The organism is Serinicoccus sediminis (genome assembly GCF_004153545.1).
Classification (GTDB): Bacteria; Actinomycetota; Actinomycetes; order Actinomycetales; family Dermatophilaceae; genus Ornithinicoccus; species Ornithinicoccus sediminis_A.
Genome location: NZ_SDVA01000005.1, coordinates 128353 through 154107, shown reverse-complemented (window position 1 = coordinate 154107; position 25755 = coordinate 128353). Strand labels below are relative to the sequence as shown.

26 protein-coding genes are annotated in these 25755 nt (G+C 73.7%); 14 read left to right on the top strand and 12 right to left on the bottom strand.

From position 1 onward, the window contains the following. The first annotated feature begins 11 nt into the window (after nt 1-11). Nucleotides 12-2963, top strand: a complete 2952-nt coding sequence (locus EUS26_RS06645; RefSeq protein ID WP_130012416.1) for a DEAD/DEAH box helicase — start codon at nt 12-14, stop codon at nt 2961-2963. 173 nt (nt 2964-3136) lie between these two features. Further along, nucleotides 3137-4342, top strand: coding sequence for an acetyl-CoA C-acetyltransferase (locus EUS26_RS06640; protein ID WP_130012414.1), 1206 nt, complete (start codon nt 3137-3139; stop codon nt 4340-4342). Nucleotides 4343-4372: 30 nt separating this feature from the next. Here EUS26_RS06640 and EUS26_RS06635 read toward each other — a convergent pair whose 3' ends face one another. Then, nucleotides 4373-4999 carry a phosphatase PAP2 family protein gene (locus tag EUS26_RS06635; protein ID WP_130012412.1) on the bottom strand — a complete coding sequence of 209 codons (627 nt, stop codon included), beginning with the start codon at nt 4997-4999 and terminating at the stop codon, nt 4373-4375. Between the two features lie 63 nt (nt 5000-5062). Continuing rightward, nucleotides 5063-6022 (bottom strand): 5'-3' exonuclease, encoded by a 960-nt coding sequence (locus EUS26_RS06630; RefSeq protein WP_130012410.1) that lies wholly within the window; start codon nt 6020-6022, stop codon nt 5063-5065. Between the two features lie 36 nt (nt 6023-6058). Between EUS26_RS06630 and EUS26_RS06625 the strand changes: the two genes are divergently transcribed. Next, nucleotides 6059-6286, top strand: coding sequence for a hypothetical protein (locus tag EUS26_RS06625; RefSeq protein ID WP_130012408.1), 228 nt, complete (start codon nt 6059-6061; stop codon nt 6284-6286). Nucleotides 6287-6296: 10 nt separating this feature from the next. Then, entirely contained in the window at nt 6297-6761 is a 465-nt protein-coding gene (locus EUS26_RS06620; RefSeq protein WP_130012406.1) for an Lrp/AsnC family transcriptional regulator, read from the top strand. Nucleotides 6762-6806: 45 nt separating this feature from the next. Here the strand turns inward: EUS26_RS06620 and ybaK are convergent, their stop codons facing one another. Together ybaK and EUS26_RS06610 are read right to left on the bottom strand one after the other, a co-directional pair. Then, nucleotides 6807-7304 (bottom strand): Cys-tRNA(Pro) deacylase, encoded by a 498-nt coding sequence (gene ybaK, locus EUS26_RS06615; RefSeq protein ID WP_130012404.1) that lies wholly within the window; start codon nt 7302-7304, stop codon nt 6807-6809. 123 nt (nt 7305-7427) lie between these two features. Continuing rightward, the gene (locus EUS26_RS06610) at nt 7428-8900 is read right to left on the bottom strand and encodes a KamA family radical SAM protein (RefSeq protein WP_130012402.1); all 1473 of its coding nucleotides are present in this window, start codon (nt 8898-8900) and stop codon (nt 7428-7430) included. Between the two features lie 441 nt (nt 8901-9341). Between EUS26_RS06610 and lnt the strand changes: the two genes are divergently transcribed. The 4 genes from lnt (at nt 9342) to EUS26_RS06590 (ending at nt 12797) form a co-directional block, all read left to right on the top strand. Then, on the top strand, nt 9342-10862 hold the full coding sequence (lnt, locus tag EUS26_RS06605) for an apolipoprotein N-acyltransferase (RefSeq protein ID WP_130012400.1): 1521 nt from the start codon (nt 9342-9344) through the stop codon (nt 10860-10862). Nucleotides 10863-10871: 9 nt separating this feature from the next. Continuing rightward, a complete protein-coding gene (locus EUS26_RS06600) occupies nt 10872-11672 on the top strand; it encodes a polyprenol monophosphomannose synthase (RefSeq protein WP_130012398.1) in 801 nt (266 codons plus the stop codon). Continuing rightward, nucleotides 11669-12217, top strand: a complete 549-nt coding sequence (locus EUS26_RS06595; RefSeq protein ID WP_130012396.1) for an FxsA family protein — start codon at nt 11669-11671, stop codon at nt 12215-12217. Before EUS26_RS06600 ends, EUS26_RS06595 begins: the two co-directional genes overlap by 4 nt. Nucleotides 12218-12437: 220 nt before the next feature. Continuing rightward, nucleotides 12438-12797: an RNA polymerase-binding protein RbpA gene (locus tag EUS26_RS06590; RefSeq protein ID WP_130012394.1), complete on the top strand. Its 360-nt coding sequence runs from the start codon at nt 12438-12440 to the stop codon at nt 12795-12797. An 83-nt stretch (nt 12798-12880) separates the two neighbouring features. Here EUS26_RS06590 and EUS26_RS06585 read toward each other — a convergent pair whose 3' ends face one another. Further along, entirely contained in the window at nt 12881-14269 is a 1389-nt protein-coding gene (locus EUS26_RS06585; RefSeq protein WP_130012392.1) for an MFS transporter, read from the bottom strand. A 120-nt stretch (nt 14270-14389) separates the two neighbouring features. Here EUS26_RS06585 and EUS26_RS06580 point away from each other — a divergent pair, with 120 nt between their 5' ends. Then, the gene (locus tag EUS26_RS06580) at nt 14390-14572 is read left to right on the top strand and encodes a CsbD family protein (RefSeq protein ID WP_130012390.1); all 183 of its coding nucleotides are present in this window, start codon (nt 14390-14392) and stop codon (nt 14570-14572) included. A 68-nt stretch (nt 14573-14640) separates the two neighbouring features. On the opposite strand, the gene EUS26_RS06575 is transcribed toward EUS26_RS06580, so the two are convergent. Further along, nucleotides 14641-16137, bottom strand: coding sequence for an AI-2E family transporter (locus EUS26_RS06575; RefSeq protein WP_130012388.1), 1497 nt, complete (start codon nt 16135-16137; stop codon nt 14641-14643). Beyond that, nucleotides 16134-17015 carry a D-hexose-6-phosphate mutarotase gene (locus EUS26_RS06570; protein WP_130012386.1) on the bottom strand — a complete coding sequence of 294 codons (882 nt, stop codon included), beginning with the start codon at nt 17013-17015 and terminating at the stop codon, nt 16134-16136. Before EUS26_RS06570 ends, EUS26_RS06575 begins: the two co-directional genes overlap by 4 nt. A 140-nt stretch (nt 17016-17155) precedes the next feature. Here EUS26_RS06570 and EUS26_RS06565 point away from each other — a divergent pair, with 140 nt between their 5' ends. Beyond that, nucleotides 17156-18214 carry an acyltransferase gene (locus EUS26_RS06565; RefSeq protein ID WP_130012384.1) on the top strand — a complete coding sequence of 353 codons (1059 nt, stop codon included), beginning with the start codon at nt 17156-17158 and terminating at the stop codon, nt 18212-18214. A gap of 1 nt (nt 18215) precedes the next feature. On the opposite strand, the gene EUS26_RS06560 is transcribed toward EUS26_RS06565, so the two are convergent. From EUS26_RS06560 to EUS26_RS06545, 4 genes are all read right to left on the bottom strand, one after another. Further along, on the bottom strand, nt 18216-18575 hold the full coding sequence (locus EUS26_RS06560) for a single-stranded DNA-binding protein (protein ID WP_130012382.1): 360 nt from the start codon (nt 18573-18575) through the stop codon (nt 18216-18218). Between the two features lie 106 nt (nt 18576-18681). Beyond that, the gene (locus tag EUS26_RS06555; RefSeq protein WP_130012380.1) at nt 18682-19506 is read right to left on the bottom strand and encodes an aldo/keto reductase; all 825 of its coding nucleotides are present in this window, start codon (nt 19504-19506) and stop codon (nt 18682-18684) included. An 80-nt stretch (nt 19507-19586) separates the two neighbouring features. After that, nucleotides 19587-21065, bottom strand: coding sequence for a cardiolipin synthase (gene cls, locus EUS26_RS06550; RefSeq protein WP_130012378.1), 1479 nt, complete (start codon nt 21063-21065; stop codon nt 19587-19589). A gap of 9 nt (nt 21066-21074) precedes the next feature. Beyond that, nucleotides 21075-22178, bottom strand: coding sequence for a YihY/virulence factor BrkB family protein (locus tag EUS26_RS06545; protein ID WP_238148836.1), 1104 nt, complete (start codon nt 22176-22178; stop codon nt 21075-21077). Nucleotides 22179-22274: 96 nt separating this feature from the next. On the opposite strand from EUS26_RS06545, the gene EUS26_RS06540 reads away from it, so the two are divergent. Beyond that, entirely contained in the window at nt 22275-22679 is a 405-nt protein-coding gene (locus EUS26_RS06540; protein WP_130012376.1) for a cupin domain-containing protein, read from the top strand. A 137-nt stretch (nt 22680-22816) separates the two neighbouring features. On the opposite strand, the gene EUS26_RS06535 is transcribed toward EUS26_RS06540, so the two are convergent. After that, nucleotides 22817-23527 carry an alpha/beta fold hydrolase gene (locus EUS26_RS06535; RefSeq protein ID WP_130012374.1) on the bottom strand — a complete coding sequence of 237 codons (711 nt, stop codon included), beginning with the start codon at nt 23525-23527 and terminating at the stop codon, nt 22817-22819. A gap of 58 nt (nt 23528-23585) precedes the next feature. Between EUS26_RS06535 and EUS26_RS06530 the strand changes: the two genes are divergently transcribed. From EUS26_RS06530 to EUS26_RS06520, 3 genes are all read left to right on the top strand, one after another. Beyond that, complete coding sequence (locus EUS26_RS06530; protein ID WP_130012372.1) at nt 23586-23984, top strand: HIT family protein; 399 nt, start codon at nt 23586-23588, stop codon at nt 23982-23984. Nucleotides 23985-24045: 61 nt separating this feature from the next. Further along, nucleotides 24046-24564, top strand: coding sequence for a hypothetical protein (locus EUS26_RS06525; RefSeq protein WP_130012371.1), 519 nt, complete (start codon nt 24046-24048; stop codon nt 24562-24564). Between the two features lie 38 nt (nt 24565-24602). After that, a complete protein-coding gene (locus tag EUS26_RS06520) occupies nt 24603-25754 on the top strand; it encodes a methyltransferase domain-containing protein (protein ID WP_130012370.1) in 1152 nt (383 codons plus the stop codon). Nucleotide 25755 lies beyond the last annotated feature (1 nt).

Genomic DNA, 25755 nt, shown 5'->3' with positions numbered 1-25755 from the left:
GCCTGGGTGGCATGCCCAGCCCCGCCGAACGCTACGCCGCCTCGCGCGCCCGGGCCGCGCGTGCCGCCACCCCCGCGGGACGGTTCACCGAGACCCTCGGCCTGGAGCTCGACGACTTCCAGCGCGAGGCCATCGACGCCGTCCAGGACGGCGCCGGCGTGCTCGTCGCGGCGCCGACCGGAGCCGGCAAGACCGTCGTCGGGGAGTTCGCGGTCGCGCTCGCCCTGGAGACCGGGCGCAAGGCGTTCTACACGACCCCCATCAAGGCGCTGTCGAACCAGAAGTACCACGACCTCGTCGCGCGGCACGGGTCCGCCAACGTCGGGCTGCTCACCGGGGACGCCTCGATCAACGGCGAGGCACCGGTGGTCGTCATGACCACCGAGGTGCTGCGCAACATGATGTATGCCGCGTCCCCGACCCTCACCGGGCTCGGCTTCGTCATCATGGACGAGGTGCACTACCTCGCCGACCGGTGGCGCGGCGCCGTCTGGGAGGAGGTCATCATCCACCTGCCCGAGTCGGTGCAGGTCATCTCCCTGTCGGCGACGGTGAGCAACGCCGAGGAGTTCGGCGACTGGCTGCGGCAGGTGCGCGGGCGCGGGGACGCCGACTCGCTGCGGGTCATCGTCTCCGAGCACCGGCCGGTGCCGCTCTGGCAGCACATGATGGTCGGGCAGCGGCTCTACGACCTCTTCGTCACCGACGGGCTGCGCGCCGCACCCGGGGTGGACGGCACCACCCGGGTCAACCCCGAGCTCCTGCAGGGCATCTCGGCGGCCGAGCGCTCGGCGCGGGCCGACGGCGGGTGGCGACGCGACGACCCCGGTGGCCCGCGGGGCCGACGGGGCGAGCCGCGCGGGCGCGGTCGCTCAGGGGGTGGACGCCCGGGCGGGGGACGCTCCGGCGGGCGCGGGGGCGACCGCCGCGACCAGCGGGGGTCTCGGCACACCGGGCAGTCCCGCCGCTACGACGACGCCCGCGGCACCGGTGGCGGCGGTGGAGACGGGGGCTTCTCCCGCGGGTCGCTGCCCGGGGGCGTGGCGAGCCGGGCGCAGGTCATCGACCGGCTCGACCGCGACGGGCTGCTGCCGGCCATCACCTTCATCTTCAGCCGGGCCGGCTGCGACGGGGCGGTGCAGCAGCTGCTCGGCCGCGGCACCCGGCTCATCCCCGAGGAGCAGGGCCAGACCATCAGGGCCCTGGTCGCCGAGCGGGTCGCCGAGGTCGACCCGGCCGACCTCGGGGTGCTGGGCTACCACGACTTCGTCGAGGGGCTCTCCCGCGGCTACGCCGCGCACCACGCCGGGATGCTGCCGCTGTTCCGGGAGATCGTCGAGGAGCTCTTCACCGCCGGGCAGGTGCGCTCAGTCTTCGCGACCGAGACGCTCGCGCTCGGCATCAACATGCCGGCCCGCACCGTGGTGCTGGAGAAGCTGGTGAAGTTCAACGGCGAGGAGCACGCGCCGGTCACCCCGGCGGAGTACACCCAGCTCACCGGCCGCGCCGGGCGGCGGGGCATCGACGTCGAGGGCCACGCCGTGGTGCTCTGGCGGCGCGGCACCGACCCGATGGACGTCGCCGGGCTGGCCTCGACCCGCACCTACCCGCTGCGCAGCTCCTTCCGGCCGAGCTCCAACATGGCCGTCAACCTCGTCGCGCAGTACGGCCGCGACCGCGCGCACGAGCTGCTGCAGGCCAGCTTCGCGCAGTTCCAGGCCGACCGGTCCGTCGTCGGCCTCACCACCCAGATCCGCTACAACACCGAGGCGCTGGAGGGGTATGCCGAGTCCATGGTCTGCGACCGTGGCGACTTCCGCGAGTACGGAAGGCTGCGGCACCAGCTCTCCGAGGTCGAGAAGAAGGCCGCCCGCACCCGCCAGGCCCAGCGGCGCAGCGACATCGGCCAGGCGCTGGAGGAGCTCGAGCGCGGCCAGGTGATCCAGCTCGACGGAGGGCGGCACGGCACCATGGCGGTGGTCGTCCGGGGCGCCCGCGGCGCCGGCCCGGAGCCGACGGTCGTCACGTCCAGCGGTCGGGTGCAGCGGCTGACGATCCCGGGCTTCCGGGACGTGCCCGAGGTCGTCGGCACCCTCACGGTGCCCAAGCACTTCAACGAGCGCAGCCCCAAGGCGCGCAAGGACCTGGCCGCGGCGCTGCGCTCCACCGTCCACGAGCCGGTGCCCGGGCGCACGTCGTCAGGGCGCGGGCGGGACGGCATACCGGAGGGGACGCAGGCGCAGGTCGACGAGCTGCGGGCCGCCCTGGCCGCGCACCCCTGCCACAGCTGCCCCGAGCGCGAGGACCACGCGCGGTGGGCGGCACGGTGGTGGACGCTGCGCAAGGAGACCGACGACCTGCAGCGACGGGTGACCCACCGCACGAACACCCTGGCGGCGACCTTCGAGCGGATCTGCGACCTGCTGTCGGCCATGGGCTACCTCAGCGAGGACGGCCAGGAGGTCACCGGGGAGGGGCAGCGGCTGCGCCGGATCTATACCGAGCTCGATCTCGTCGCGGCCGAGGCGCTGCGCAGGGGGACGTGGCGCCGGCTCACCCCGGCCGACCTCGCCTCCGTCGTCTCCGCGCTGGTGCACGAGTCGCGCGGCGACGAGCCGGGCGACCCGCCGACGCCCAGCGTGGAGGTGGCCGAGGCGCTGGGCGAGATGGGCTCGATCTGGACCGAGGTGCAGGCCGGCAAGCTCGCCCACAACCTCACCGGCGACCGGGAGATGGACCCCGGCATCACCTGGATGGTGCACCGCTGGGCCTCCGGCCGCGGGCTGGAGGAGGTGCTGCGCTCCGGCGACCTGTCGGCGGGCGACTTCGTCCGCCGCGCCAAGCAGGTCGTCGACCTGCTCGGTCAGATCACCCACGCCGCCGACGAGGACGTCGCCGCCACCGCCCGCCGCGCCTCCGCCGCCATGCTGCGCGGGGTCGTCGCCGCCGACCGTCTCGACTGACGCACGCGCCGACGCACCGGACGCGCCCTCCGAGCGCACCGGACGCGCGCTCCGACCGCACCGGACGCGCCCTCCGACCACACCGGACGCGCCCTCCGACCACACCGGACGCGCCCTCCGGGTGCTCCGGACGCGCCGTCCGCGTGCTCCGGGCGCGCGGCTAGAGTGCGGCCATGCCCGAGATCGTCATCTGCTCGCCCCTGCGCACCCCGGTCGGGGGGTTCCTCGGCAGCCTGGCACCGCTGTCCGCCGCCGACCTCGGCACCCAGCTGCTGACGACGCTGCTCGAGCGCACCGGCCTGCAGGACGGCCAGGTCGACGACGTCATCGTCGGCAACGCCAACCCCTCCGGAGAGATCCCCGCGCTGGGTCGCATCCTCGCCCTCAACACCGGGCTGGACTCCGCCCCGGGTATGCAGCTCGACCGGCGCTGCGGCTCCGGCCTGCAGGCGGTCCTCACGGCGGCGGCGCAGGTGGCCACCGGTGGCAGCCGGCTCGTCGTGGCCGGGGGAGCGGAGTCGATGAGCCAGGTGGAGCACTACGCGCTGCTGCGGCAGGGGGTGCGCGCCGACGTCCAGCTCGCCGACCGGCTCGCCCGGGCCCGGGCCACCGCGGGCGGCGAGCACCACCCGATCCCGGGCGGCATGATCGAGACGGCGGAGAACCTCCGACGGGAGCACACCATCACCCGGGAGGCGCAGGACGCGTTGGCCCACCGCTCCCACCAGGCGGCCGCCGCGGCCCAGCGCGAGGGCCGGTTCGTCGACGAGCTCGTGCCGGTGGAGGTCCCCGGCCGCAAGGGCAGCACGACGGTCGACACCGACGAGCACATCCGCCCCGACACCACCCTCGACACCCTCGCCGGGCTCCGCCCAATCATGGGCCGTCAGGACCCCGACGCCACGGTGACCGCCGGCAACGCCAGCGGCCAGAACGACGCCGCCGCCCTGTGCGTCGTCACCACCCGCGACCGTGCCGACGAGCTCGGCCTCACCCCGATGCTCGCCCTGCGCTCCTGGGCCGTCGCCGGGGTGGCACCCGAGACGATGGGCATCGGCCCGGTGCCGGCCACCGCGGCGGCGCTGGACCGTGCGGGCCTGACCCTCGACGACCTCGACCTGGTCGAGCTCAACGAGGCCTTCGCCGCGCAGGCCCTCGCCGTGCTCGAGGCATGGGGCATGAGCGACCCGTCCACCTGGGACCGGCTCAACGTCAACGGGTCCGGCATCTCGTTGGGGCACCCGGTCGGTGCGACGGGGGCGCGCATCCTCGCGACCCTCGCGCACGAGCTGGGTCGGCGCGAGGGCCGGTACGCCCTCGAGACGATGTGCATCGGCGGTGGCCAGGGCCTGGCGGCGGTCTTCGAGCGGGTGGCCTGAGCCGGTCGCGCACGCTCCGGCGCATCGTGGTCAGGTGCGTGGTCGGTCGCCGCGGACGAGCAGCCCGAGGCCACCGGCACCCACGGCCAGCAGCACCGACGCCACCACGTCGCTGGGCCGGTGATAACCGAGCAATACGACGAGCGTTCCCATCCAGACGGTGACCGCGCCGCCCACCAGCAGGGCCAGCGGCAGCAGCCGGCGCGTGCTCACCAGCAGCAGGGCGAGCGCCAGCCCGAGCGCCGCGCCCGTGTGGCCGCTGGGCAGCGAGTTGGTCATCACCCACGGGTCGGCGAGCTGCGGCCGCGGCAGCACGTCCTTGAGCACCTGCGTCGAGGCCACGAGCAACGGGACCGAGACCAGCACGGCCAGGCCGGTGCGGAGGTGGCGCAGCAGCGCCAGCACGCCCACGCCCAGGGCGACGGCGAGGAGCAGGTAGGGGTTGGGCAGGAGGCTGTCGAGCAGGTCGTGCCGGGCACCGCTCACGGTCACCGCGTCCATGGCGCCCGTGTCCAGCCCTTGGCCACGCGTGCTGAGCACCGCGGCCACGTAGACGGCCACGAAGCCCAGACCCCCGACCAGCACGAGGACGACCGGCCACGCGGCGGACCGCGGCCGGTCGGCGGCCGGCGGTGGCGCCGTGTCGGGTCTGGTCACGGTCGTCATCCTCCGAGGCTAGGACGCCGACCTGGGTCGCACCTGGGCCGTGGCCGTGCGGCGTCAGGGCTGGATGCCCAGGGCGGCCAGGAGGCGCCCCACCGGGCTGCCGAGGTCGTAGGTCTCCACGAGCTGCTGCAGGGTCCCCGGGTCGGCGGGCTCCCGGGGGAGGGTGAGCGGCACGTCGGCCACCGGTGCGTCCTGCGCGACGAGGACCACCCGCGGGGCCGCGTCCAGGTATGCCGCACCCGCCTCGAGGTTGCTGCGCCGGGCACCCTTGATGGCCGGGTCGCCGCCGTCGACGGCCTCGCGCAGCGCGGCGAGGGTGCCGTACTCCTCGATGAGCGCGGCCGCGGTCTTCTCACCGATGCCCTTCACCCCGGGCAGCCCGTCCGAGGTGTCGCCGCGCAGCATGGACATCTCGGCGTACGCGCGTCCGGTCGGCACGGCATACCGTCGCTGCAGGTCGGCTTGGTGGATCTCTTCCGCGTCCCGCACCCCCTGCTTGGCGGTGTAGACGACGGTGACGCCGGCCGCGTCGTCGACGAGCTGGAAGAGGTCACGGTCGCCGGTGACCACCCCCACCGGGAGCCGGTCCCGGTGCCGCGCCGTGAGGGTGCCGATGACGTCGTCGGCCTCGTAGCCCGGCGCCCCCAGCACGGGGATCCCGGCCGCCTCCAGGGCGCGCCGGAGGATGGGCACCTGGACCTCGAGCTCAGGTGGAGCCTCCTCCTTGTCCTGCGAACCCTCGACCAGACGATGAGACTTGTAGGACGGGATCGCCTCCACCCGGAAGTCGGGGCGCCAGTCGTCGTCCCAGCAGCAGGCGAGCTCGCTGGGGGAGAAGCGCGCGAGGAGTGTGGCGACCATGTCGAGCAGCCCCCGGACCGCGTTGGTCGGGGTGCCGTCCGGGGCCTCCCGCAGGTCCTTGACGCCGTAGAACGCCCGGAAGTAGAGCGAGGCGGTGTCGAGCAGCAGCAGCTGCGGCGGCGCGACAGCGGTGCCCGGGGAGGTCGTCGTCATGGGCTCCACCCTAGTGCGGGTGGGTTAGCGTGAGGTATGCCTCGACGCCTGGCCCTCGCGCTGCTCCTGGGCGTGCTGCTGGTGTCGGCGGTCCTGCTCCTCGGGCCGTGGTGGGACACGGCTGCGGGCGAGAACCCGCTCACCCGTCCGCCGGGCCCGGACTACGGCGCGGTGCTGCGGCTCAGCCTGCCCACCCTGCTGGTCGCGGCGACGGTCGGTGTGGTGCTCCTCACCTCGCGCAGGGAGGGCGGTGGGCGGCACTAGGGTTGCCCCCATGGAGCCGCTGGATCGCCACATCGTCACCGTCCTGGCGCAGGACGGGCGCATCAGCTTCGCCGACCTCGGTCGGCAGGTGGGGCTGTCCACGTCGGCCGTGCACCAGCGGGTCAAGAGGCTGGAGGAGCGCGGGATCATCACCGGCTACCGCGCCGTCGTCGACTACGCCTCGGTCGGGCTCCCGCTCACCGCGCTCATGTCGGTCACCCCGTTCGACCCCTCGGACGACGACGACATCCCGGAGCGGCTGGCCCACATCGAGGAGATCGTGGCCTGCTGGTCGGTCGCCGGCGACGAGAACTACGTGCTGCTCATCCGGGTGCCGCGCCCGCAGGACCTGGAGGAGCTGCTCGGCCGCATCCGCCAGGAGGGCTCGTGCTCCACCAACACGACGATCGTGCTCTCCACCCCGTGGGAGGACCGCCTCGGAGCCCTCCCGCTCGAGCTGCCCACCACCCCCTGACACCGGTCGGGCCGGGCTCCGCCCGCGTCCGGCGGTGCGTCCGCTTCAGCGGTGCGCCCGCGCGATCGCGGCGACCTGCGCGTCGGTCGCCGCGACGAGGTCCTCCGGGGAGAGCTCCAGGTCCAGGCCGCGCTTGCCACCGCTCACCAGCACCGCGGCATACCCCAGCGCGGACGCGTCGAGGACCGTCGGCAGCCGCCTCTTCTGACCCAGCGGGCTGATCCCGCCGACGACGTAGCCGGTCGTGCGCTCGGCGACCCGGGGGTCGGCCATCGACACCTTCTTCGTCCCGAGCGCGGTGGCCATCGCCTTGAGGTCGAGCTGGGCGACCACGGGCACGATGCCGACGCCCAGCCCGGCCTCGCCCTCGACCAGCAGCGTCTTGAGGACGCGCTCGGGCTCCACGCCCAGCGCCTGCGCCGCCTCCAAGCCGTACGACTCCGCCGTCGGGTCGTGCTCGTACGCCCGCACCGCGTAGGGCACCCCGGCCCGGTCGAGCGCGAGGGTCGCCGGGGTGCCGCCACCCGTCTTCTTCCTGGCCACCCACCGAGGGTATGCCGTCGCGCCGCCCGGGAGACAACCATTCACGACGCCCGGTGGCTCGGGAGACAACCATTCGCGACGCCCGGTGGCTCGGGAGACAACCACTCGCGACGCCCGGTCGGGTCAGGCGAGCTGGTCCACCGAGGCCCGTCGGGAAGCGGCCGCGGCCACCTCGGCCTTCTCCTGCTGGCCCGCCTCGTCGGTCCCGTGCACCTCGGCGGCCTCACGGCGCCACCAGTCCTGACCGCTCGCCGGCAGGGTGTCGATGGGGTCGTAGTAGACGTACTCCGCACTGGTGACGTCGACGTCCTCGCCCTCGATCGAGGTCCGGTAGTTCTTGCGCCAGTAGGAGATCCCGCGCTCGGTGTCGTAGGTGTCGACCTGGTGGACCCACCGCTTGCCGACGAAGGGCACGTCGCAGACGATGCGCGGCGTGGCGAAGCCCGGGAGGTAGCCCAGCATCGAGTGCTGCAGGTGCTGGGCGTGCCCGAGGGAGACCCGCCAGTGCTCGCTGAAGGGGATCATGTCGCACATGTAGAAGTAGTACGGCGTGATCATGGCCTCGTCCGACATGGCGAAGCACAGGTCCAGCAGCTGGGCCGAGGTGTCGTTGACACCCCGCATGAGGACGCCCTGGTTGCGGACGTCACGGATGCCCGCGTCCAGCATCGCCGTGCTCGCCTCGGCCACCAGCGGGGTCACCGACTGCGCGGCGTTGATGTGCGTGTGGATGGCCAGCCCGACCCCGCGCTCGCGGGCCTTGCGGGCCACCCGGCCGACGCCCTCGACGGTGTCCGGGGCCAGCCAGTGCTGCGGCATCCCCATGAGCGCCTTGGTCGCCAGCCGCACGTCGCGGATGGACTCGATGTCGAGGAGCTGGTCGAGCCAGGCCTCGAGGTTCTTCCACGGCATGTTGGCGACGTCGCCGCCGGAGACCACGACGTCGCGCACGCCCGGGGTGGCACGCAGGTAGTCGAGGATGGCGGTGTGGCGGTCCACCGGCTTGCCGGCCAGCTTGAGCTTGGTGACGGTGGGGGTCGAGTTGCCCACGAGGTCCATCCGGGTGCAGTGGCCGCAGTACTGCGGGCACGTCGGGAGCATCTCCGCGAGCACCTTGGTGGGGTAGCGGTGGGTGAGGCCCTCGGCCACCCACATGTCGTGCTCGTGCAGGCTGTCGCGGGTGGCGTACGGGTGGCTCGACCAGTCGGTGCGACGGTCGGAGAAGACCGGCAGCATGTAGCGCCGCACGGGGTCGGCCAGGAACGCGGCGGTGAAGTCGGCGCCCGCCGCGGGCATCCGGCCGTCGGCCCAGGTCGGCTCGCTGACCATGGTGTTGAGCATCTGCGGCGGCAGCAGCATGGACATGGTCGCGCGCTGCTCCTGGTCGCGCTGCAGGTCGTCGTAGAACCCGTCGTCGAGCAGGGGCCCCATCACGGTGCGCAGCTGCGCGATGTTCTTGACGCAGTTGACCCGCTGCCACTGCACGTCCTCCCACTGCTGCCGGGTGACGTCGGCCCACCCGGGGAAGCGGGTCCAGTCGGGCTCCACCAGCTCGCGGCGGCGGTAGACGTAGGGCTGCTCGATCTGTGCGCTCATGCCGTCATGCTACGGACAACATCCGGTCGAATCCACCATCTGCAGGATGATTTCTTGCGTGTATGCCGTTTGACAGGACGATCTCAGCCGCAAGGCGCGCCAAGCGCAGACGCCGTGCCCGCTGCGGGCATACACAGAGCCCACCGGCGTGTCCGCGCCGACACGCCGGGTCACGGGTAAAATTCTCGTCAAGCCGGGACCGTGGAAGGCCCGCTGACCTGCGCTTTCCCAGGATGGTGCAGGTCAGCGCGATGTTGACACTCCCGGAGCCGCGACCTACGTTCTAGTGCTGTCCCTCGGGCCCGTGCGGCCCGTCGGGGGAGAGCCAGGGCCCCGAGCACCGAGTAGACAACGGGACCGTGCCGGCCGCCAGCCGCGTACGGACCGGCCCCAAAGGTGCCGGGGTCCGGCCATGTCCGGGGGCTTCCGTAGGCTGGGCGCGTGCCCTGGACGCTCCGACTCACCCTCGCGCTTCTCGGTGGCGTCGCCCTGTGGCTCGCGTTCCCCGGCCATGACCTCTGGCCGCTGGCCCCCGTCGGGGTCGGGGCGCTGGCCCTCGCCACGGCGGGCGCCCGGGTGTGGGTCGGGCTCGTCGCCGGGTTCCTGCTGGGCCTCGCGTGGTACACCCCCATGTTCGTCTGGGCGGGCACCTACGCCGGGGTCATGCCGTGGCTCGCCATGAGCGTCGCCTCTGCCCTCTACCCCGCCGCCCTGGGCGGCCTGCTCGCGCTGCTGCAGCGGTCGGGGGCAGTGCGACCGGTCGTGGGCGCGGCCGCCTGGGTCCTCATGGAGTATGCGCGCTCGGTCACCCCGTTCGGCGGGTTCCCCTGGGCCCGGCTCGGGTTCAGCCAGGCCGACAGCCCGCTGCTGGGCGTCGCCGGCCTCGTCGCGGTCACCGGCCTCGGCTTCGCGGTCGCCCTGGTCGGCGGGCTGCTGGCCCGGGCCGCTCAGCTCGGGCTGGCCCCCAGGTCGACGCGCAGCCTGCCCCGTGCCGCGCTGCTCGCGGCCACCGCGGTCGTGCTGACCCTGGCCCCGGCGGCGCTCCCGCGGCCCACCGACGGAGCACCGCTCGACGTGGCCGCCGTCCAGGGCGACCTGCCCGCGGAGTTCACCCGCACCCTGAGCGCCGAGCGCGGCACCATGCTCGAGCGCTACACGTCGATGACCGAGGAGCTGGCCGCCGACGTCTCCTCCGGCTCGAAGGAGCGACCCGACCTCGTCATCTGGCCCGAGGGTGCGAGCGACCAGGACCCGCTCGCTCCGGCCGGCGGGCCCGCCACCGTCGACCGGATGATGACCGGCGTCGACGCACTGGGGGTGCCCGTCGTGCTGGGTGCGGTGTCGTACGGCGACGGCGAGGTGCCCCGCAACATGGTGCTGGAGCTGCAGCCGGGCGAGGGTGTCGACGACACCTACCAGAAGGTCTACCTGGCGCCGTTCGGGGAGCGGATGCCGCTGCGTCCCCTGGTGCGGCACCTGTCGGAGTGGGTGGACCGGATCCCTGACTGGGAGGCCGGCACCGAGCCCGGCGTCATGGACGTGCGGCTGGCCGACGGCAGGGACGTCCGGCTGGGGCTCGGCATCTGCTTCGAGATCGTCGTCGACCCGGCGGTGCGGGACGTGGTGGCCGGGGGAGCGGAGCTGCTGGTGGTGCCGACGAGCAACGCCTGGTTCGGGGAGGGCGACCAGGCAGCCCAGCACATCGCGGCCTCACGGGTCCGGGCGGTCGAGTACGGGCGGTCCGTCGTGCACATCAGCAATGTCGGGATCTCCGGCCTCATCAGCCCCGACGGGACCGTGCACGAGCCCACGGAGCTGTTCACCCAGGCCCTGCTGCGGGGGGAGCTGCCGCTGCGGTCCGAGCAGACCCCCGCCTTCAGCGCCGGGCCCTGGGTCGTGCCCGTCGCGGCCGTGGTCGTGCTCGTCGGGCTCCTGGTCGGGAGGCGCGAGCACGCTGGTTAGGGTGACCCGATGACCTCCCGAGGCCCGTTGCGCCACGTCTGCGTGTGCATCCCGACCTACCAGGAGCGGGACTCCCTCCCCGAGGTGCTGCGACGGGTCCGGGCGTCCGTCCCGCACGCCCAGGTGCTGGTCATCGACGACGCCAGCCCGGACGGCACCGGCGAGCTGGCCGAGCAGGCCGCCGCCCGGGACCCGCACGTGCACGTGCTGCACCGGCCCGGCAAGGAGGGGCTGGGCCCGGCCTACCTCGCCGGTTTCGCGTGGGCCGCCCGGCGCGGCTTCGACGCCGTCGTCGAGATGGACGCCGACGGCTCGCACCAGCCCGAGGAGCTCCCGTCGCTGCTCGCCGCCGCGGAGCAGGGAGAGGGCGCCGACGTGGTCATCGGCTCCCGCTGGGTCCCCGGGGGCTCGGTGCACCGGTGGCCCTGGCACCGCAGGGTCCTGTCCGTGGGAGCCAACACCTACACCCGCCTCGCCCTCGGCCTGAGCGTCCACGACGCGACGGCCGGGTTCCGGGTCTACCGGTTGCCGCAGCTCACCGAGCTCGTCGCCGGGACGGTCGCCTCCCAGGGCTACTGCTTCCAGGTCGACCTGACCCGGCGGGCGGTCGACGCCGGTCTGCGCGTCGTCGAGGTCCCCATCGCCTTCGTCGAGCGGGTCGAGGGCACCTCCAAGATGACCGGCAGCATCGTCCGCGAGGCCGTGGTGCGGGTGGGCGTCTGGGCCCTCGAGCGTCGGACGCGGCAGCTCGGGGAACACCTGGCAGCCCGGGGCCGTTCTCGTTGGCACCACCTCGAGGAGGCCACGTGAGCACGACGACACCTTCGGGCAACCGCACCCCACGCAGACCGGTGCTGCGCTGGGTGCTCCTCGCGCTGGTGCTGCTGCCCCTCGTGGAGATCGCCGTCCTCGTCGCCGTCGGCCGCAGCATCGGCCTGTGGTGGACCCTGCTGCTCATCGTCGTCGTCGCCGTCCTCGGCACCTGGCTGGCGCGGCGCGAGAGCAGCCGCACCTACCGGGCCCTGCAGCAGGCGCTGAGCTCGGGGCGGATGCCGACCGACGAGGTCACCGACGCGATCCTGCTCATGGTCGGCGGCCTGCTGCTGCTGCTCCCGGGTTTCGTGAGCGACGTGTTGGCGCTGCTCCTCGTGCTGCCCTTCACCCGTCCGGCGGCGCGCCGCCTGCTGCAGGCCGTCGTGGCCAGCCGGACGCTGACGGTGGTCGGCGGCCCGGTGGGCCAGGGGCCCCGGCGCGGTGGTCGCCCCCCCGGTGCCGGGACGGTCATCGACGGCGAGATCCTTGACGAGCGGCCGCCGCCCTGGGAGGACGACCCGCGACCACCGCTGGGCCGCTGACGCGCCGACTGGTCAGCGCCGCCCGTCCGCCGGTATGCTGGACGTCTGCCCCCGACGCATACCCGGGCTCCGGCGCACCCGGAGACGGCGAGCAGACGGGGAACACGGGGTGGTCGTCCAGCGTTGACAACAGTCAGCAGTGCGCCGCCGGTCCCGGCCCGCACCACAGCGACAGCGAACGATCACGCGTGTCCGAAGACACGATGGGAGTGGAACACACATGGCAGAGAGGTCCCTGCGCGGCACCAACCTCAGCTGGCTCTCCTTCGAGAGCGACGAGGGCGTCACCTTCAGCGACCGCGAGATCAGCCGCTACGTCTGCCCGGACGGGCACGTCAGCGAGCTGCCCTTCTCGGTGGAGGCGGAGGTGCCGCCGATCTGGGAGTGCCGGTGCGGCCTGGACGCCCGGCTGGAGAACGGCCCCGAGCCCGAGCTCAAGGCCACCAAGCCGCAGCGCACCCACTGGGACATGCTGCTCGAGCGGCGCTCCGTCCCGGAGCTCGAGGAGCTGCTGGAGGAGCGCCTGAGCCTGCTCCGTGAGATGCGCGGCGAGAAGCCGCGGCGCAAGCGCAGCGCCTGAGGCGCACCGCACGACACCGACGAGGGCGTGGCACGCAACAGCGTGCCACGCCCTCGTCGTGTGTACAGGGTCCGTGGAGGCACTCAGACCTTGCGTGGCTGCTCGTTGCCGGCCATCTCGATGCCGCGGCGCATGTCCACCCGGGTGAGGATGAGCCCGCCGACGACGAAGAAGGCGATGGTCACGAGGATCGCGGGGCGGTAGGAGCCGGTGAGCTGGTAGGTGAGCCCGAAGGCGAGGGTCCCGAACCAGCTCGTGCCGCGCTCCATCGCCTGGTAGAAGCTGAAGTACTCCGACTCCTTGCCGGTGGGGACCAGCTGGGAGTAGAGCGAGCGGGACAGCGCCTGGGTGCCGCCCATGACGGTGCCGATGAAGACCGCGCAGACCAGCCAGATCGTGAACGCGCCAGTGGGCACGAAGTAGGCGAAGGCCACCACCAGGGTCCACATGACCAGGCCGCCCAGGACGGTGCGCTTGGCCCCGACCCGGCCGGCGATCGCCCCGAAGACCAGCGCCCCGCCGAAGGCGACGAACTGGACGAGCAGGATGGTGATGATGAGCTGGCTGGTGTCGAAGCCCAGGGCCTCGCTGCCGTAGAGGCTGGCCGAGGAGATGACCGTCTGGATGCCGTCGTTGAAGAAGAGGTAGGCCAGCAGGAAGAGCAGGGTGTGCGGGTAGCCGCGCAGGTCGCCGAAGGTGTCGCGCAGCTGGCTCACCGTGCCGCCCAGCACCCCCGCCGACCGCTCGACCGGGGTGGCGGTCGTGCCGCGGATGCGCCGCAGCCCGATGACCGGGATGAGGGTGAAGGCGGCCCACCACAGCCCCGCCGACAGCAGGTTGAGCCGGACGGCCATGGTGTAGGAGATGCCCAGCGACTCGTGGACCGTCATGAGGCCCAGGTTGAGCGCCAGGAGCACACCTCCGCCCAGGTAGCCCAGCGCCCAGGCCCGCGACGACACCCGGTCGCGGTCGTCGGGGGCGGCGACCCGGACGAGCAGCGCGTCGTAGACGACGGTGGAGGCGCCCAGGCACAGGTTCGCCACCACCACGAGGAGCACGCCCAGCTCCCAGTTGCTGCCGTCCAGGAAGAACATGGAGGCCGCGGCGGCGGCCCCCACCCAGGCGAGACCGCCGAGGAGCCAGGTGGGCCGGGGGTGACGGTCGGCGACCGCGCCGACGAAGAGGAGCACCACGGCCGAGACCAGGGTGGCCACGGTGATCGTGTAGGGCGCGACCGACCCCACCGCCACCGGGACCCCCAGTACCGACAGCATCTGGTCGCAGGTCTCGCCCTCGGCCAGGTCCGGGCACGCGTCGGCCCGCGCCAGCGCGGTGAGGTAGGGCGCGATGAGGACCGTGCCGGTGGTCGTCACGTAGGCGGAGTTCGCCCAGTCGTACCACCCGAAGGCGCGCTGGTGGGCCCGGGTGCGTTCGGACGCGGGGTCGGCCCGGGTCACCGGGGGAGCTGTCATGGGGCCATCGTAGGGACCCGCAGGCGCGTGAGCGGGCAGGCGCGGGCCCGGGGCGGTTCGGCTTGCGAAGCACCCGCCCGGGGGCGAGGCTGGGGTGGTTGCCGAGGAAAGGAGCAGACCATGGGTCTCGGAGACAAGATCTCGAACAAGGCCGACGAGCTCAAGGGCAAGACCAAGGAGGGCGTCGGCGACGCCACCGACAACGAGCAGATGGAGGCGGAGGGTCGCGCCGACCAGGCCGGCGCCAACGTCAAGCAGGCCGGCGAGAACGCCAAGGACGCCTGGAACGACGCCACCCGGTAGTCCCCTCCACGTGGACCACTCGGGTCCACGAGCTCACGACGCCCCCGGTCACACGGCCGGGGGCGTCGTCACGTCCGGGGTGGGTCGACGTCCTCCGGGCCGTCCCGGTCCTCGCGGTCGCGGCGCAGGATGGGAGGCAGGAGCCGGTCGCGCAGCGACGCGGCGATCTCGCTCGTGCGGTCCAGCAGCGCGACCCGGGCAGCGCCCTGCTCGCCCTGGGCCTGCAGGTAGGCCCGGCGCGCGCGCAGCTGGAACAGCGGCGCCGCGCGCTCGGCCCGCTGGGCCGCCGCGCGGCCCTGCTCGGTGATGTTGCGCAGGTCGTCGGTGTGCAGCTCGCCGGTGCGCAGGTCCAGGTGCTCGCTGCCGTACCTGATGAGGGTGAGCGCGGAGGCCAGCACGGGCACCGCCAGGAACGCGCCGAGCACCCCCCACAGCGTGCCGCCGGCGGCGACGCCCAGCAGCACGACGACCGGGTGCATGGACATGACGCGGCTGTGCATGAGCGGCGCTACGAACGTGCTCTCGGCCTGCTGGACGACGACGACGATGACGAGCACCCACAGGGCGGTGACCCAGCCCTGCGACACCAGCGCGACGAGCACCGCCAGGCCACCGGCGACGAAGGCGCCGACGATGGGGATGAACGCCAGGAAGAAGGTGATGACCGCCAGGGCGAAGGCCAGCGGCACCTGGAGCAGGACGAGACCGAGGCCGATGAAGACCGAGTCGACGGCGGCGACGACGGCCTGCGCCCGGAGGAAGCCGCCGAGGGTGACCCACACCCGCGCCAGCGCCTCGGTGAGGTAGAGGCCGGCCGTGCGCCCGACCGACTTGCGCAGCCAGGGCAGGAAGCGGTGCCCGTCCTTGAGGAAGAAGAAGGTGAGCACGAGCACGAGCACGGTGGTGACCAGGATCGACCCGACGGTCGTGAGCGTCGACAAGGCGCCCTCGGCGAGGGTGCTCGCCCGGGACTCCATCCACTCCGTGGCGCGGGCGACGTAGTCGTCCAGCTGCTCGCTCTGCAGGTTCACCGGAGGCCCGGAGAGCCACTCCAGGACGATGTCGGCACCGGCGGTGACGTTGTCAACGACCTGCCGGAGCTGGCTGCCGACCCCGGGCGCGATGGCCGCGACGATCCCGCCGAAGATGCCCAGCGCCGTGATGAGCACGGTGGCGGCGGCCAGCCCGGCCGGCCAGCGGTGCCGGCGCAGCCAGCGGACGAGCGGCCACAGCACCGAGCTGACGATGAGCGCGAGGATGATCGGCAGCACGCCCACCCACACCCGGCCGAGCAGGTAGAGGATGACCGCGAGGGCCGCCACGACCAGCAGGAACCGCCAGGACCAGGCCGCCGCGCTGCGCAGCCCCTGGAGGATGAGGTCACCCCGGTCGACCGTCGGCGGTGCCTCCGGTACCTCCTCGCGCGCCCCTCCGGCGGGTCCGGCCGCTGCGAGTGGGTCGGCCGCGGGGCCCTCCGCCGCGGGACCGTCCTGGTCCGGATGGGCGCCCGGGTCGGCGTCGAGGGAGGGCGCGTCCTCGGCGGGGGTCCCGGGGTCCTGGGTCATCGTCCCGTCCTCCCGACGGGCGGTGCCCCGTCGAGGACCGTGAGGGTGCACGCCAGCGTGTGCGTGGCGCCCGGCTCCAGGCGCAGCCGACGGTCGCCGGTCGCCGCGGTCTCGACGCAGACGAACTCGCGCCAGGCGTCGTCCCGCAGGTCGTCCATGGTCGCGGCCTGCTCAGGCCCGGGGTTCCACACCACGGTCTGCGTGGAGCCCTCGGCCTGCACCACCAGCCGCCGGCCTGAGTCGACGACCTCGACGTGGGGTCGGCCGGGGGAGTCGAGCACGGCGTCGGTCGGACCGTCGACCCGCAGCGGCCCGTCCTGGCGCCGGCGCCTACCGGTCGTCTTGTCGAGGTAGTCCGCACCGTCGAGGCCGACCACCTCGACCCGGCGGACGTCCTGCACGGCGAGGTAGGTGTGCAGCGCGACCTCCACCGGCAGCGGCTGCTCGGCGGGGTTGGCCACCTCCAGGGCCAGCCGCAGGCTCGGGTGCGCCGCGTCGGTCGGCAGGGACACGGCATACCGCAGCCGGAACGGGCCCGGCAGGTGCTCCGTGCCGGGGTCACCGGCGACGTCCTCGTCGGTCAGCGTCCAGGCCCACACCTCGGTGCCGTGGGCGTCAGCCTGGCGCCAGGTCGCGGTCCGCGCGACGCCGTGGCTGGGGGAGAGGTCCCCGTCGGGTCCGGAGGCGAACCAGGGGAAGCACACCGGCACCCCGCCCCGGATCGGCCGGCTGCCGTCCAGGACGGCACGGTCGCTGCACCAGACGACCGGCCGTCCGTCGACGTCCCAGGTCGCGAGGTGCGCACCGACGTCGTGGGCGACCAGTCGGGAGGCGCCCCGCTCGGCGGTCCTCGGGTCCGGCGACATGGGGGGAGGCATACCCCACAGGCTACGGCGCGGCACGGGCGCGGTGCCCCACGGTCCGCCAGGGCCGGGCCAACGCCGGGACGCGACGCCGGGCGGCGCGGCCCGCCGCTCGCCCGCGGGGTCCGCCCGTGCCGCGGTGAGAGGGTGGCCCCGTGGAGGACACGGCGTGGATCAGCTGGCTGCGGTGCGCCGCGGTCTACGGCGTGGTCCTCATCCACACCGTCGGGGCGACCGCGACCGCCGGGGCACGGGGCGAGGTGGACCCGGTAGACGGGTGGGTCGCCCGGGCCCTGGACCTGCCGCTGCTGTGGGTGGTGCCGGTCTTCGTCATGGTGTCGGGGGCGCTGGCGCTGGACCCGGGCCGGTACCCGGGGGACAGGGAGTTCCTGCGCCGACGCGTCGCGCGGCTGCTGCCCGCGGTCGTGGTGTGGAACCTCGTCTACGTGGCCTACCTCGCGCTCACCCGTCGCGGGTCGTGGCAGGGGCCGGTCGACGCCGTGCACCGCGCCCTGACGGGAGAGGTCGCCCCGCACCTGTACTTCCTGTGGATCGTCCTCGGCCTGTCGCTGCTGACGCCCCTCCTCGTGCCGTGGCTGGGGCGGACCGGGCGGCGCTCGTGGATCGTGGCCGGGGCCGCGGCGTATGCCGTGCCCCTCCTGTCCCTCTGGCCGCTGGGGCCCGGTGGCGAAGCGGTCGGGGTGACCCACTCCGCGTGGACGTGGTGGCTGCCCTACCTGGGTGCCTACCTGCTCGGCTGGGGCCTGCGCGGCGTGCGGGTGCCCCCTCGCGTCGTCCCCGTCCTGGTGCTCCTGGTGGCCGCCCTGTCGGTGCTGCTGACCTGGCAGTGGGAGAACCCGGCGGCTCCGGGCTGGCTGCAGGACTGGGCGGGGGCGCACTACTACTCGCCCTCGGTGGCGCTGCTGTCCGTCGCGGTCTACCTGCTGGCGCAGGCCCTCCTCGCTCCCGGGGGGCCCCTGTCACCGCTGTCGTCGAGCCGCGTCATGGCCGTGGTGGACCCGGTGGGGCGGGCCACCCTGGGCATCTTCGCCCTGCACTTCCTCGTCCTGCTCGTCGGCACCGACACCGGCGTGCTCGGCCCTCCCGTGGCGCCGTGGCCGGTCCTCGTGGGGCGCTTCCTCACGGTGGCGGTCGTGACGACCGGGCTGGTGCTGGCCGGGCGGCGGGTCCCGGTGGTCCGGCGGGTGCTGTGAGTCACGGCTCCGGCACCCGTACCCCACGCAGGGCGGCCGCCTCCACGTCGTAGCGGGAGGCGGCCCCCGCGCCGGTCCGGAAGAAGCGCCGGCGCAGGGCACCGGTCACCTCGACGCCGACGCCGTCCGTGAGGCGCAACGCGGCCGCCCTGGTCCGGGCGGTCCAGCAGGACACCTCGATGGTGTCGACCCGCTGCGCCGACCCCGCCGCGCCCCCTCGGCCGCGTCGCCGCGGCCGCGGGACGACGACCCGCAGCTGCACCAGGACGTCGCCGCTCGGCAGCTCGCGCTCGGTGGGGACACCGCTGACGCGTCCGCGCAGGTGCACCTCGTTGGCCGGTGCCGCCGCTTCGGTCGTCATGGGACCACCCTGGGCGGCCGCAGGCCCGTGGGGGAGGGGCCGCGACCGATCTGTGGACGGACCGGCTCCCGACGGGAGGGTGTGGACGCGGGCGGGGCCCGCCGCCTCACATCTCCTCGTGGACCTCCGGGTCGCCGCCGAAGAGCCGCCCGTCCGGGCGGCCCAGCGCGGTGATCGCCTCGACCTCCTGCTCGGTGAGCTCGAGGTCGAGCACGTCCAGGTTGGCCCGCTGACGCTCGGGCGTGCCGGACTTCGGCAACGGCATCACCCCGCGCTGCAGGTGCCACCGCAGGATGACCTGGGCGGGGGAGACGCCGAGCCGTCCGGCGGGGCCGGCCACCGCCTCCGCGTCGTACTGCGCCTGCCGCTTGCCCAGCGGGCTCCACGCCTGGGTGAGGACGCCGAGCTCCTCGTGCACCGCCAGCAGGTCGGACTGCGGGAAGAGGGGGTGGCACTCCACCTGGTTGAGCACCGGCGCCTCCCCGGTGGCGTCGATGACCTCGTGCAGGTGGGCGGCCGTGTAGTTGCTGGTGCCGACCCACCGGACCAGCCCACGGTCCCGGCACTCCACCAGGGCCTGCACGGCCTCGACGTAGCGGCCCTGCGACGGGTTGGGCCAGTGCACCAGCGCGACGTCGACCTGCTCCAGCCCGAGCCGCTCCAGCGACTGCTCGACCGAGGTGACCGCCGCGTCGTGCTCGTGCGCCCGGCCGGGGATCTTCGTGGCGACGAGGACCTCCGCGCGGGGCACCCCGCTGCGCCGCAGCGCCTCCCCGACCTCGCGCTCGTTCTCGTAGTTGACCGCCGTGTCGAGGTAGCGGTACCCGGCCTCGAGGGCCGAGACCATCGCCTGGATGCCCTCCTCGCCGCGCAGGGGGTAGGTGCCGAAACCGACGTGGGGGAGCGTGCTGCCGTCAGGGAGGGTATGCATCCCCTCACGCTAGGCGTCCCGGCGCCGGCCCGCAGCCGGTGGGGCCGGGGGAGCGCCGCGTGGTGCGGGCCCGCCCGGGGTCACATGAGCGCCGAGGTGAGCCGGCAGACGTTGTCGACGTAGCGCTGGCGCCACGACCGCCCCGACCACTCCTCGAGGGTGAGCACCCGGGAGGCCGCCCGGTAGACCTCGTCGACCTCCTGCAGCCGGTGGACGAGGTCGCCGCCGAAGGCGAGCAGCATGACCTCGTAGGTCAGCGCGAACGACCGGAAGTCCATGTTGCTGGAGCCGATGACGGCCACCCGGTCGTCCACGGTGAGGTACTTGCCGTGCAGCACCGTGGGGGCCGGGTAGAGGTGGATGACGACACCCGCCTCGAGCAGCACCTGGTAGTAGGAGCGCTGGGCGTGCCCGACGAGGAACTGGTCGGCCTCCTCGCCGACGAACAGCTCCACCCGCACGCCCCGGTAGACCGCGCTGGTGATCGCCGCCAGCAGGGCCTCGTCCGGGACGAAGTAGGGGCTGGTGATGGCCACCCGCTCGCGCGCCATGTGGATGAGGGACACGAACTGGCGCCAGTTGGGCTCGGTGGGGAAGCCGGGCCCGGACGGTACGAGCTGCATGGCGTGGGCCGCCCCGCCGGGCACGAGGTCGGGCTGGTCGGGCAGGTAGCGGTCCCGGTCCAGGCTGAGGTTCTCCCCGGTCTCGGTGAACCAGTCGGTGATGAAGACGGCGGAGACCTGCTGCACCACGTCACCGCTGACCTGGACCGACACGTCGCTCCAGGCCCGACCCATCCGCGCGTTCTTCTCGCTGCCGTAGGCCGGGTCGATGAGGTTGTGGGAGCCGACGAACCCGACCCGCCCGTCGACGACGAGCAGCTTGCGGTGGTTGCGCAGGTCCGGGCGCTGCCACTGACCGCGCCAGAGGTTCAGCGGCATCATGTAGTGCCAGGTGATGCCCGCGGCCTCCATCCGGGCGCCCAGCTGTCGGCGACCGGGGTACTTGCGCGAGCCGAGCTGGTCCAGCAGCAGCCGGACCTCGACCCCGCGCCCGGCGGCCCGCTCCAGCGCGGCGAACAGGACGTCGGTGCTCTCGTCCCACGCGACGATGTAGAACTCGACGAAGACGAAGTCCCGGGCCTCGTCCACCGCGGCCGCCATCGCGGCGAAGAAGTCCGCGGTGCCCGGGTAGACCCCGTCGCACGACCCGCTGACGCAGGACAGCCCGGTCAGCCGCCGGTTCATCCGGACGATCGAGGCGAGGTCCTCCTCGGGCTGGATCTGGGGAAGGTCCGGCAGGGTGTCGGCGTGGTCGGCCAGGAGCTGGTTGGCCCGCCGTTGGATGTCGTGGCGGCGCCCGGCGACGACCTTGCTGCCGATGAGGAAGTAGAGCGGGAACCCGAGGACCGGGATGAAGAGGATGAGCAGCAGCCACGCCGACGACGCGCCCGGGCGCCGGTTCTCCGGCACGGTGCCGATGGCCCAGATCTTCAGGCCGTACTCCACGACCAGGAGGACCGCGGAGATCGTGTACGCCGTGGCGGTGGGCCCGTCCATGGCCGGAGTCTAGGGGGTGTCGGCTGCGTCCCGCTGGAGCGTGGCCGGTGGTTGTCCCGACGGCTCGGCGTCCGCCTCGACGCCGGCGACGTCCCCGGCGATCCCGTTGTGCGGGATGAGGGTGCCGGTGACCTCGTGGTGCGGCCAGTCCAGGGTGTGCGGAGCGGTCTGGGTGACGTAGTTCGGCGTCTCCCGCGCGTGCACCTCGGTGGGCACGACCGGCAGGTTGGTGTGCGGGGGGTTGGCGGTCCACGCGGCCGTGAACAGCACCCAGCGCAGCCCGAGGTTGATCCACACGATGAGGGTGGCCAGGACGGCGAAGGAGGCGAAGATCGGGTTGTCCCAGGCGCCGATGACCTGGGTGCCGGCCAGCCGCAGGACGCCCCAGCCGGCCGCCCCCAGCAGCGCCCCCTTCCACCAGTCGGGGGAGGGCATCCGCACCTTGGCGGTCACCCGGAAGAGGAGGTAGAACACCACCGCGTCCACCAGGAAGGCCACGAGGACCGCCGCCACCCGGATGAGGAACCCGCTCGTCCCGCGACTGACCTCGAGCTCGCCGAGCACCGCCCGGGCCAGCACCGCGGACCCGCTGAGCAGGGCCGAGGAGAGCAGCACCGCCAGGCTCAGCAGCAGGATGCCCACCGCGTCCCAGCCCTTGCCGCGGAACGGGCGCAGCGGGGCCCCGGTCAGCCCGAACATGGACCGGATGCTGTTGCGCAGCCCGGTCATGACATTGGTGGCGGTCCACAGCAGGACCGGGATGGAGACGAGGGTGGCCAGGGTGAGCGACCGTTCCAGGACGAGCCGGTCCGGGTCGATGATGCCGCCGTTGCTGCCGTCGTCCACGAGCCCGGGGAAGGCGGTGTTGATGGCCATGACCACCCGGTCGAAGAGCTCGGGCTGACGCCCCAGGACCGCGCGGAACCCGTTGACCCCGATCGTCACCAGCGCGGTGAGGGAGACCAGCGCGGAGATGGTGACCCCGCCGGCGGACAGGTTGCCCCGCACCAGCAGGTAGCGGACGAAGGCCCGGACCGGCCGGGAGGTGTCGACCCGGTGGATGGCGCGCCAGAAGAGGTTGCGCTCGACGCCGTCCTCCTGGACCTCCGCCACCCGTCGCTCCTCGCTGCCCGTCCGCACCTGCGGGACCACACGGTATACCGCGCACCCTGGGTGGACAGCGGGCCGCCGGCCGGGTCGAATGGCACCATGCGCCAGCAGGAGGACCGTTCCGCCGAGCCGTGCCGCCACATCGTCGACAGCGCGCTGCGACCCGCCGACCCCACGCCGGGGATGAGCCGGCGGATGGCCGAGCACGCCGACGGGATGTGGACCGGCACGGTGGACACCGAGCCGGGCGCGGTCACCGGCTGGCACCACCACGGCGAGCACGAGACGACGCTCTACATCGTCGCGGGCACCTTCCGGCTGGAGTCCGGGCCCGACGGCCGGGACGTCGTCGAGGCCGGCCCGGGCGACTTCGTGCGGGTGCCCGCCGGCGCCGTGCACCGCGAGTCCAACCCCGGTGACGAGCCGTCGCGCGCGGTGGTCGTGCGGTGCGGCACCGGGTCACCGACGGTCAACGTCGACGGGCCCGCGGCAGGGCGTCCCTGAGCACCGACCGGCCGCCCTCGCCTGCCTCTCTCGACTTCCGTGAGAAACGCCGATAAGTCACATTATGTCAAGTCAGCGTCGTGCAGCCCGTGCCACGGCATCCGCACCGGGCTCCCCAGACCCGCTGCGGTGTCCGCTCAACGGTCGCCGCGGCCGACCTCGTCCAGCAGGTCCGCCAGCTCCTCCGGGCGCGACCACATCGGCCAGTGCCCGGTGGGCAGGTCGACGTAGGTGAGCGCCCGGTAGTCGGGCAGCGCCTTGAGGAAGTCGACGCCCTGCTCGGCGTAGGACCGGAAGTCGCTGGCCGGGAACGAGGTGCAGACGACCGTGGACGGCACGTCGTGGCGGGCGTCGTCGGTCAGCCGCACCGGGGTGCTGACCACCAGCCCCGGCTCGGGCACCGCACGCTCCCGGAAGGTGGCGAGCTGCTCGTCGGTGAGGTCACGCATCGACCCGCCCGCGAGCTCGTCGTCCCAGCGGTCCTCCAGCCGCAGGACGTCGGCGGAGAAGTCAGCGTCCATGGCCGTGCCGTCGGCCGAGGGCGCGGTGTCGACCCAGACCATGTGGTCGACGAGGTCGGGCCGCTGGTCGAGGACCAGGGTCCCGGGGATGGCCGCCCCGCTGTGCACCGCCAGCACGCGGCGCCGCGCCGACGGGTCGAGCGCGGCGATGATGGCGTCGGCCTGGTCCTGCGGGGTCACCACCGTCCGGTTCGGGTCCTCGAACCCCTGGCCGGGCAGGGTCAGCGCGTCCACGGCATACCCCCGACCGGCGAGGGAGCGCGCCACCTCCTCCCACGCCCACTCCCCCAACCAGAACCCGGGCACCAGCACCATCTGCGTCGTCATGGCAGCGAGTATGCCGCGTGCCCCGGACAGGCGCCGTCCGCGAGCCTAGGGTGGGGGCATGAGCACGGTCTTCAGCCAGATCATCGAGGGCGAGATCCCCGGGCACGTCGTCTGGACCGACGAGGTGTGCGCCGTCTTCCTCGACATCGAGCCCCTGACACCCGGGCACGCGCTCGTCGTGCCCCGCGCCGAGGTCGACCACTGGGTCGACCTGCCCGACGAGACCGTCGGCCACCTGATGCAGGTCGCGGCGCGCATCGGGCGGGCGCAGCGGCAGGTGTTCGGAGCCGAGCGCGTGGGCGTCATCGTGCAGGGCTTCGAGGTGCCCCACGCCCACGTGCACGTCTTCCCCACCTCCGACCCCGCCGACTTCGACCTCGGCCGCAAGGGACCCCGCGCCCAGGAGGACCTCGCCGCCGACGCCGCGTCGCTGCGCGAGGCGCTCGCCCGCCGCTGAGTTCCGGGGACACGCCGCCGGCACACACCTGAGCCTCCCCCTCGCCTGACACAGTGGGCAGATGACCGGACCGGCCGAGCACGACCCCGCCGGCGACTACCACCGCGAGGTGGACGACCCGTGGGACGAGGACTACGCCCTCACCGGTCCGGTCGAGGCGCACGGGCGCGGGCTGGACTTCGGGCTGCTGCTGCTGCGGCTGGCCACCCTGCCCCTCGTCCTGCTCGGGGCCCGCGCGGCCACCGACATGGGTGCCTTCACCGCGCAGGTCTCGGACAGCCTGGTGGGCTCCGCGGCGCCCGACGTCGTGGCCTGGGGCGTCATGGTCGGCCTGGTCGCGCTCCCCGTGCTCGTCGTGGTCGGCCTCTTCACCCGCCCCGCCGGTTTCCTGCTCGCCGCGCTCCTGGCCACGGTGTGGGCGCTGGCCGTCTTCCTCGGGACCGACCGGGCCCTGCTCGTCGACGGGGAGCACCTCACGGCGCAGAGCGCCCTCCTCTTCGTCGGGCTCACCCTGCCGCTGGCCTTCACCGGCGCCGGCCGCCTCTCGGTGGACAGCCTGCGCACCGCCGGTCGTCCCTGACGGGCACCGCCGCCGCGCCGCTCCCCTAGGCTGGCGCGGTGCAGTGCGACTACTACGACGCCGGCGTCTGCCGCTCCTGCACCCTCATGGGCGAGCCCTACGCCGCCCAGCTGGCCGGCAAGCAGGACGCCGTGGCCGCCACCCTCGCGCCCTGGGTCGCACCCGGGTGCTGGTCCGACGCGGCACCCAGCCGGGAGTCCGGGTTCCGCAACAAGGCGAAGCTGGTCGTCGGCGGCCGCAAGGGGGCACCGACCGTCGGCATCCTCGACGCCGCCGGGCGAGGCGTGGACCTGCGCCACTGCGGCCTCTACGAGCAGGGGCTGCACGCCGCCGTCCTGGACCTCGCCGACCGGCTGCCGGCGTCCGGGCTCACGCCCTACGACGTGCCGACGCGGCAGGGCGAGCTCAAGCACGTGCTCCTCACCCACTCCCCCGCGGGCGAGCTGATGGCCCGGTTCGTGCTCCGCTCCCCCGGCCAGCGGCGACGCGTCGGCGACCTCGTCGACGGGCTGGGCGGGCGGACCGGCCCTCGGCTGCGGGTGGCGAGCGTCAACCTGCAGCCCGAGCACAAGGCCGTGCTCGAGGGCGAGGCCGAGGAGGTGCTGACGGCGGACGCCACCCTGCCCATGCCGGTGGCCGGGCTGACCCTGCACCTGGGCACCCGCAGCTTCTTCCAGACCAACACCCAGGTCGCCGCCGAGCTCTACCGGCAGGTCGCCGCCTGGGTCGACGGGCTGCGTCCCGGGCGGGTCTGGGACCTCTACTGCGGCGTGGGCGGCTTCGCGCTGCACACCTCGGCCCCGGGGCGTGCGGTCGTCGGGGTCGAGCAGTCCGCCGAGGCCGTCCGCAGCGCCCGGCGCAGCCGGGAGGACCCCGCCCTGCAGGGCCGGGCCGAGGACACCACCTTCGTCACCGCCGACGCGACCCGGTATGCCCGGGCCTCCGGACCGGCCGACCGGCCGGACGTGCTCGTGGTCAACCCGCCCCGGCGCGGCATCGGCCCCGACCTGGCGGACTGGGTGGAGTCCTCCGGGGTCCCGCACCTCGTCTACTCCAGCTGCGCGGCGTCCAGCCTGGCCCGGGACCTGGCGCGGATGCCGTCCTACGCGGTGCGGCACGCCCGGCTGTTCGACATGTTCCCCCAGACCCGGCACCACGAGGTCGCGCTGCTGCTGCAGCGCCGCCGCTGAG

Bases quoted from the DNA above. Each gene is read 5' to 3' on its own strand.
- EUS26_RS06535 (WP_130012374.1), bottom strand. From the start codon at position 23,527: ATGACGACGCAGATGGTGCTGGTGCCCGGGTTCTGGTTGGGGGAGTGG.
- EUS26_RS06625 (WP_130012408.1), top strand. From the start codon at position 6,059: ATGCCTCGACGCCTGGCCCTCGCGCTGCTCCTGGGCGTGCTGCTGGTG.
- EUS26_RS06570 (WP_130012386.1), bottom strand. From the start codon at position 17,015: ATGCCTCCCCCCATGTCGCCGGACCCGAGGACCGCCGAGCGGGGCGCC.
- EUS26_RS06575 (WP_130012388.1), bottom strand. From the start codon at position 16,137: ATGACCCAGGACCCCGGGACCCCCGCCGAGGACGCGCCCTCCCTCGAC.
- EUS26_RS06525 (WP_130012371.1), top strand. From the start codon at position 24,046: ATGACCGGACCGGCCGAGCACGACCCCGCCGGCGACTACCACCGCGAG.
- EUS26_RS06645 (WP_130012416.1), top strand. From the start codon at position 12: ATGCCCAGCCCCGCCGAACGCTACGCCGCCTCGCGCGCCCGGGCCGCG.
- EUS26_RS06620 (WP_130012406.1), top strand. From the start codon at position 6,297: ATGGAGCCGCTGGATCGCCACATCGTCACCGTCCTGGCGCAGGACGGG.
- EUS26_RS06610 (WP_130012402.1), bottom strand. From the start codon at position 8,900: ATGAGCGCACAGATCGAGCAGCCCTACGTCTACCGCCGCCGCGAGCTG.
- EUS26_RS06540 (WP_130012376.1), top strand. From the start codon at position 22,275: ATGCGCCAGCAGGAGGACCGTTCCGCCGAGCCGTGCCGCCACATCGTC.
- cls (WP_130012378.1), bottom strand. From the start codon at position 21,065: ATGGACGGGCCCACCGCCACGGCGTACACGATCTCCGCGGTCCTCCTG.
- EUS26_RS06600 (WP_130012398.1), top strand. From the start codon at position 10,872: ATGACCTCCCGAGGCCCGTTGCGCCACGTCTGCGTGTGCATCCCGACC.
- EUS26_RS06530 (WP_130012372.1), top strand. From the start codon at position 23,586: ATGAGCACGGTCTTCAGCCAGATCATCGAGGGCGAGATCCCCGGGCAC.
- EUS26_RS06630 (WP_130012410.1), bottom strand. From the start codon at position 6,022: ATGACGACGACCTCCCCGGGCACCGCTGTCGCGCCGCCGCAGCTGCTG.
- EUS26_RS06640 (WP_130012414.1), top strand. From the start codon at position 3,137: ATGCCCGAGATCGTCATCTGCTCGCCCCTGCGCACCCCGGTCGGGGGG.
- EUS26_RS06580 (WP_130012390.1), top strand. From the start codon at position 14,390: ATGGGTCTCGGAGACAAGATCTCGAACAAGGCCGACGAGCTCAAGGGC.
- EUS26_RS06585 (WP_130012392.1), bottom strand. From the start codon at position 14,269: ATGACAGCTCCCCCGGTGACCCGGGCCGACCCCGCGTCCGAACGCACC.
- EUS26_RS06555 (WP_130012380.1), bottom strand. From the start codon at position 19,506: ATGCATACCCTCCCTGACGGCAGCACGCTCCCCCACGTCGGTTTCGGC.
- EUS26_RS06590 (WP_130012394.1), top strand. From the start codon at position 12,438: ATGGCAGAGAGGTCCCTGCGCGGCACCAACCTCAGCTGGCTCTCCTTC.
- EUS26_RS06560 (WP_130012382.1), bottom strand. From the start codon at position 18,575: ATGACGACCGAAGCGGCGGCACCGGCCAACGAGGTGCACCTGCGCGGA.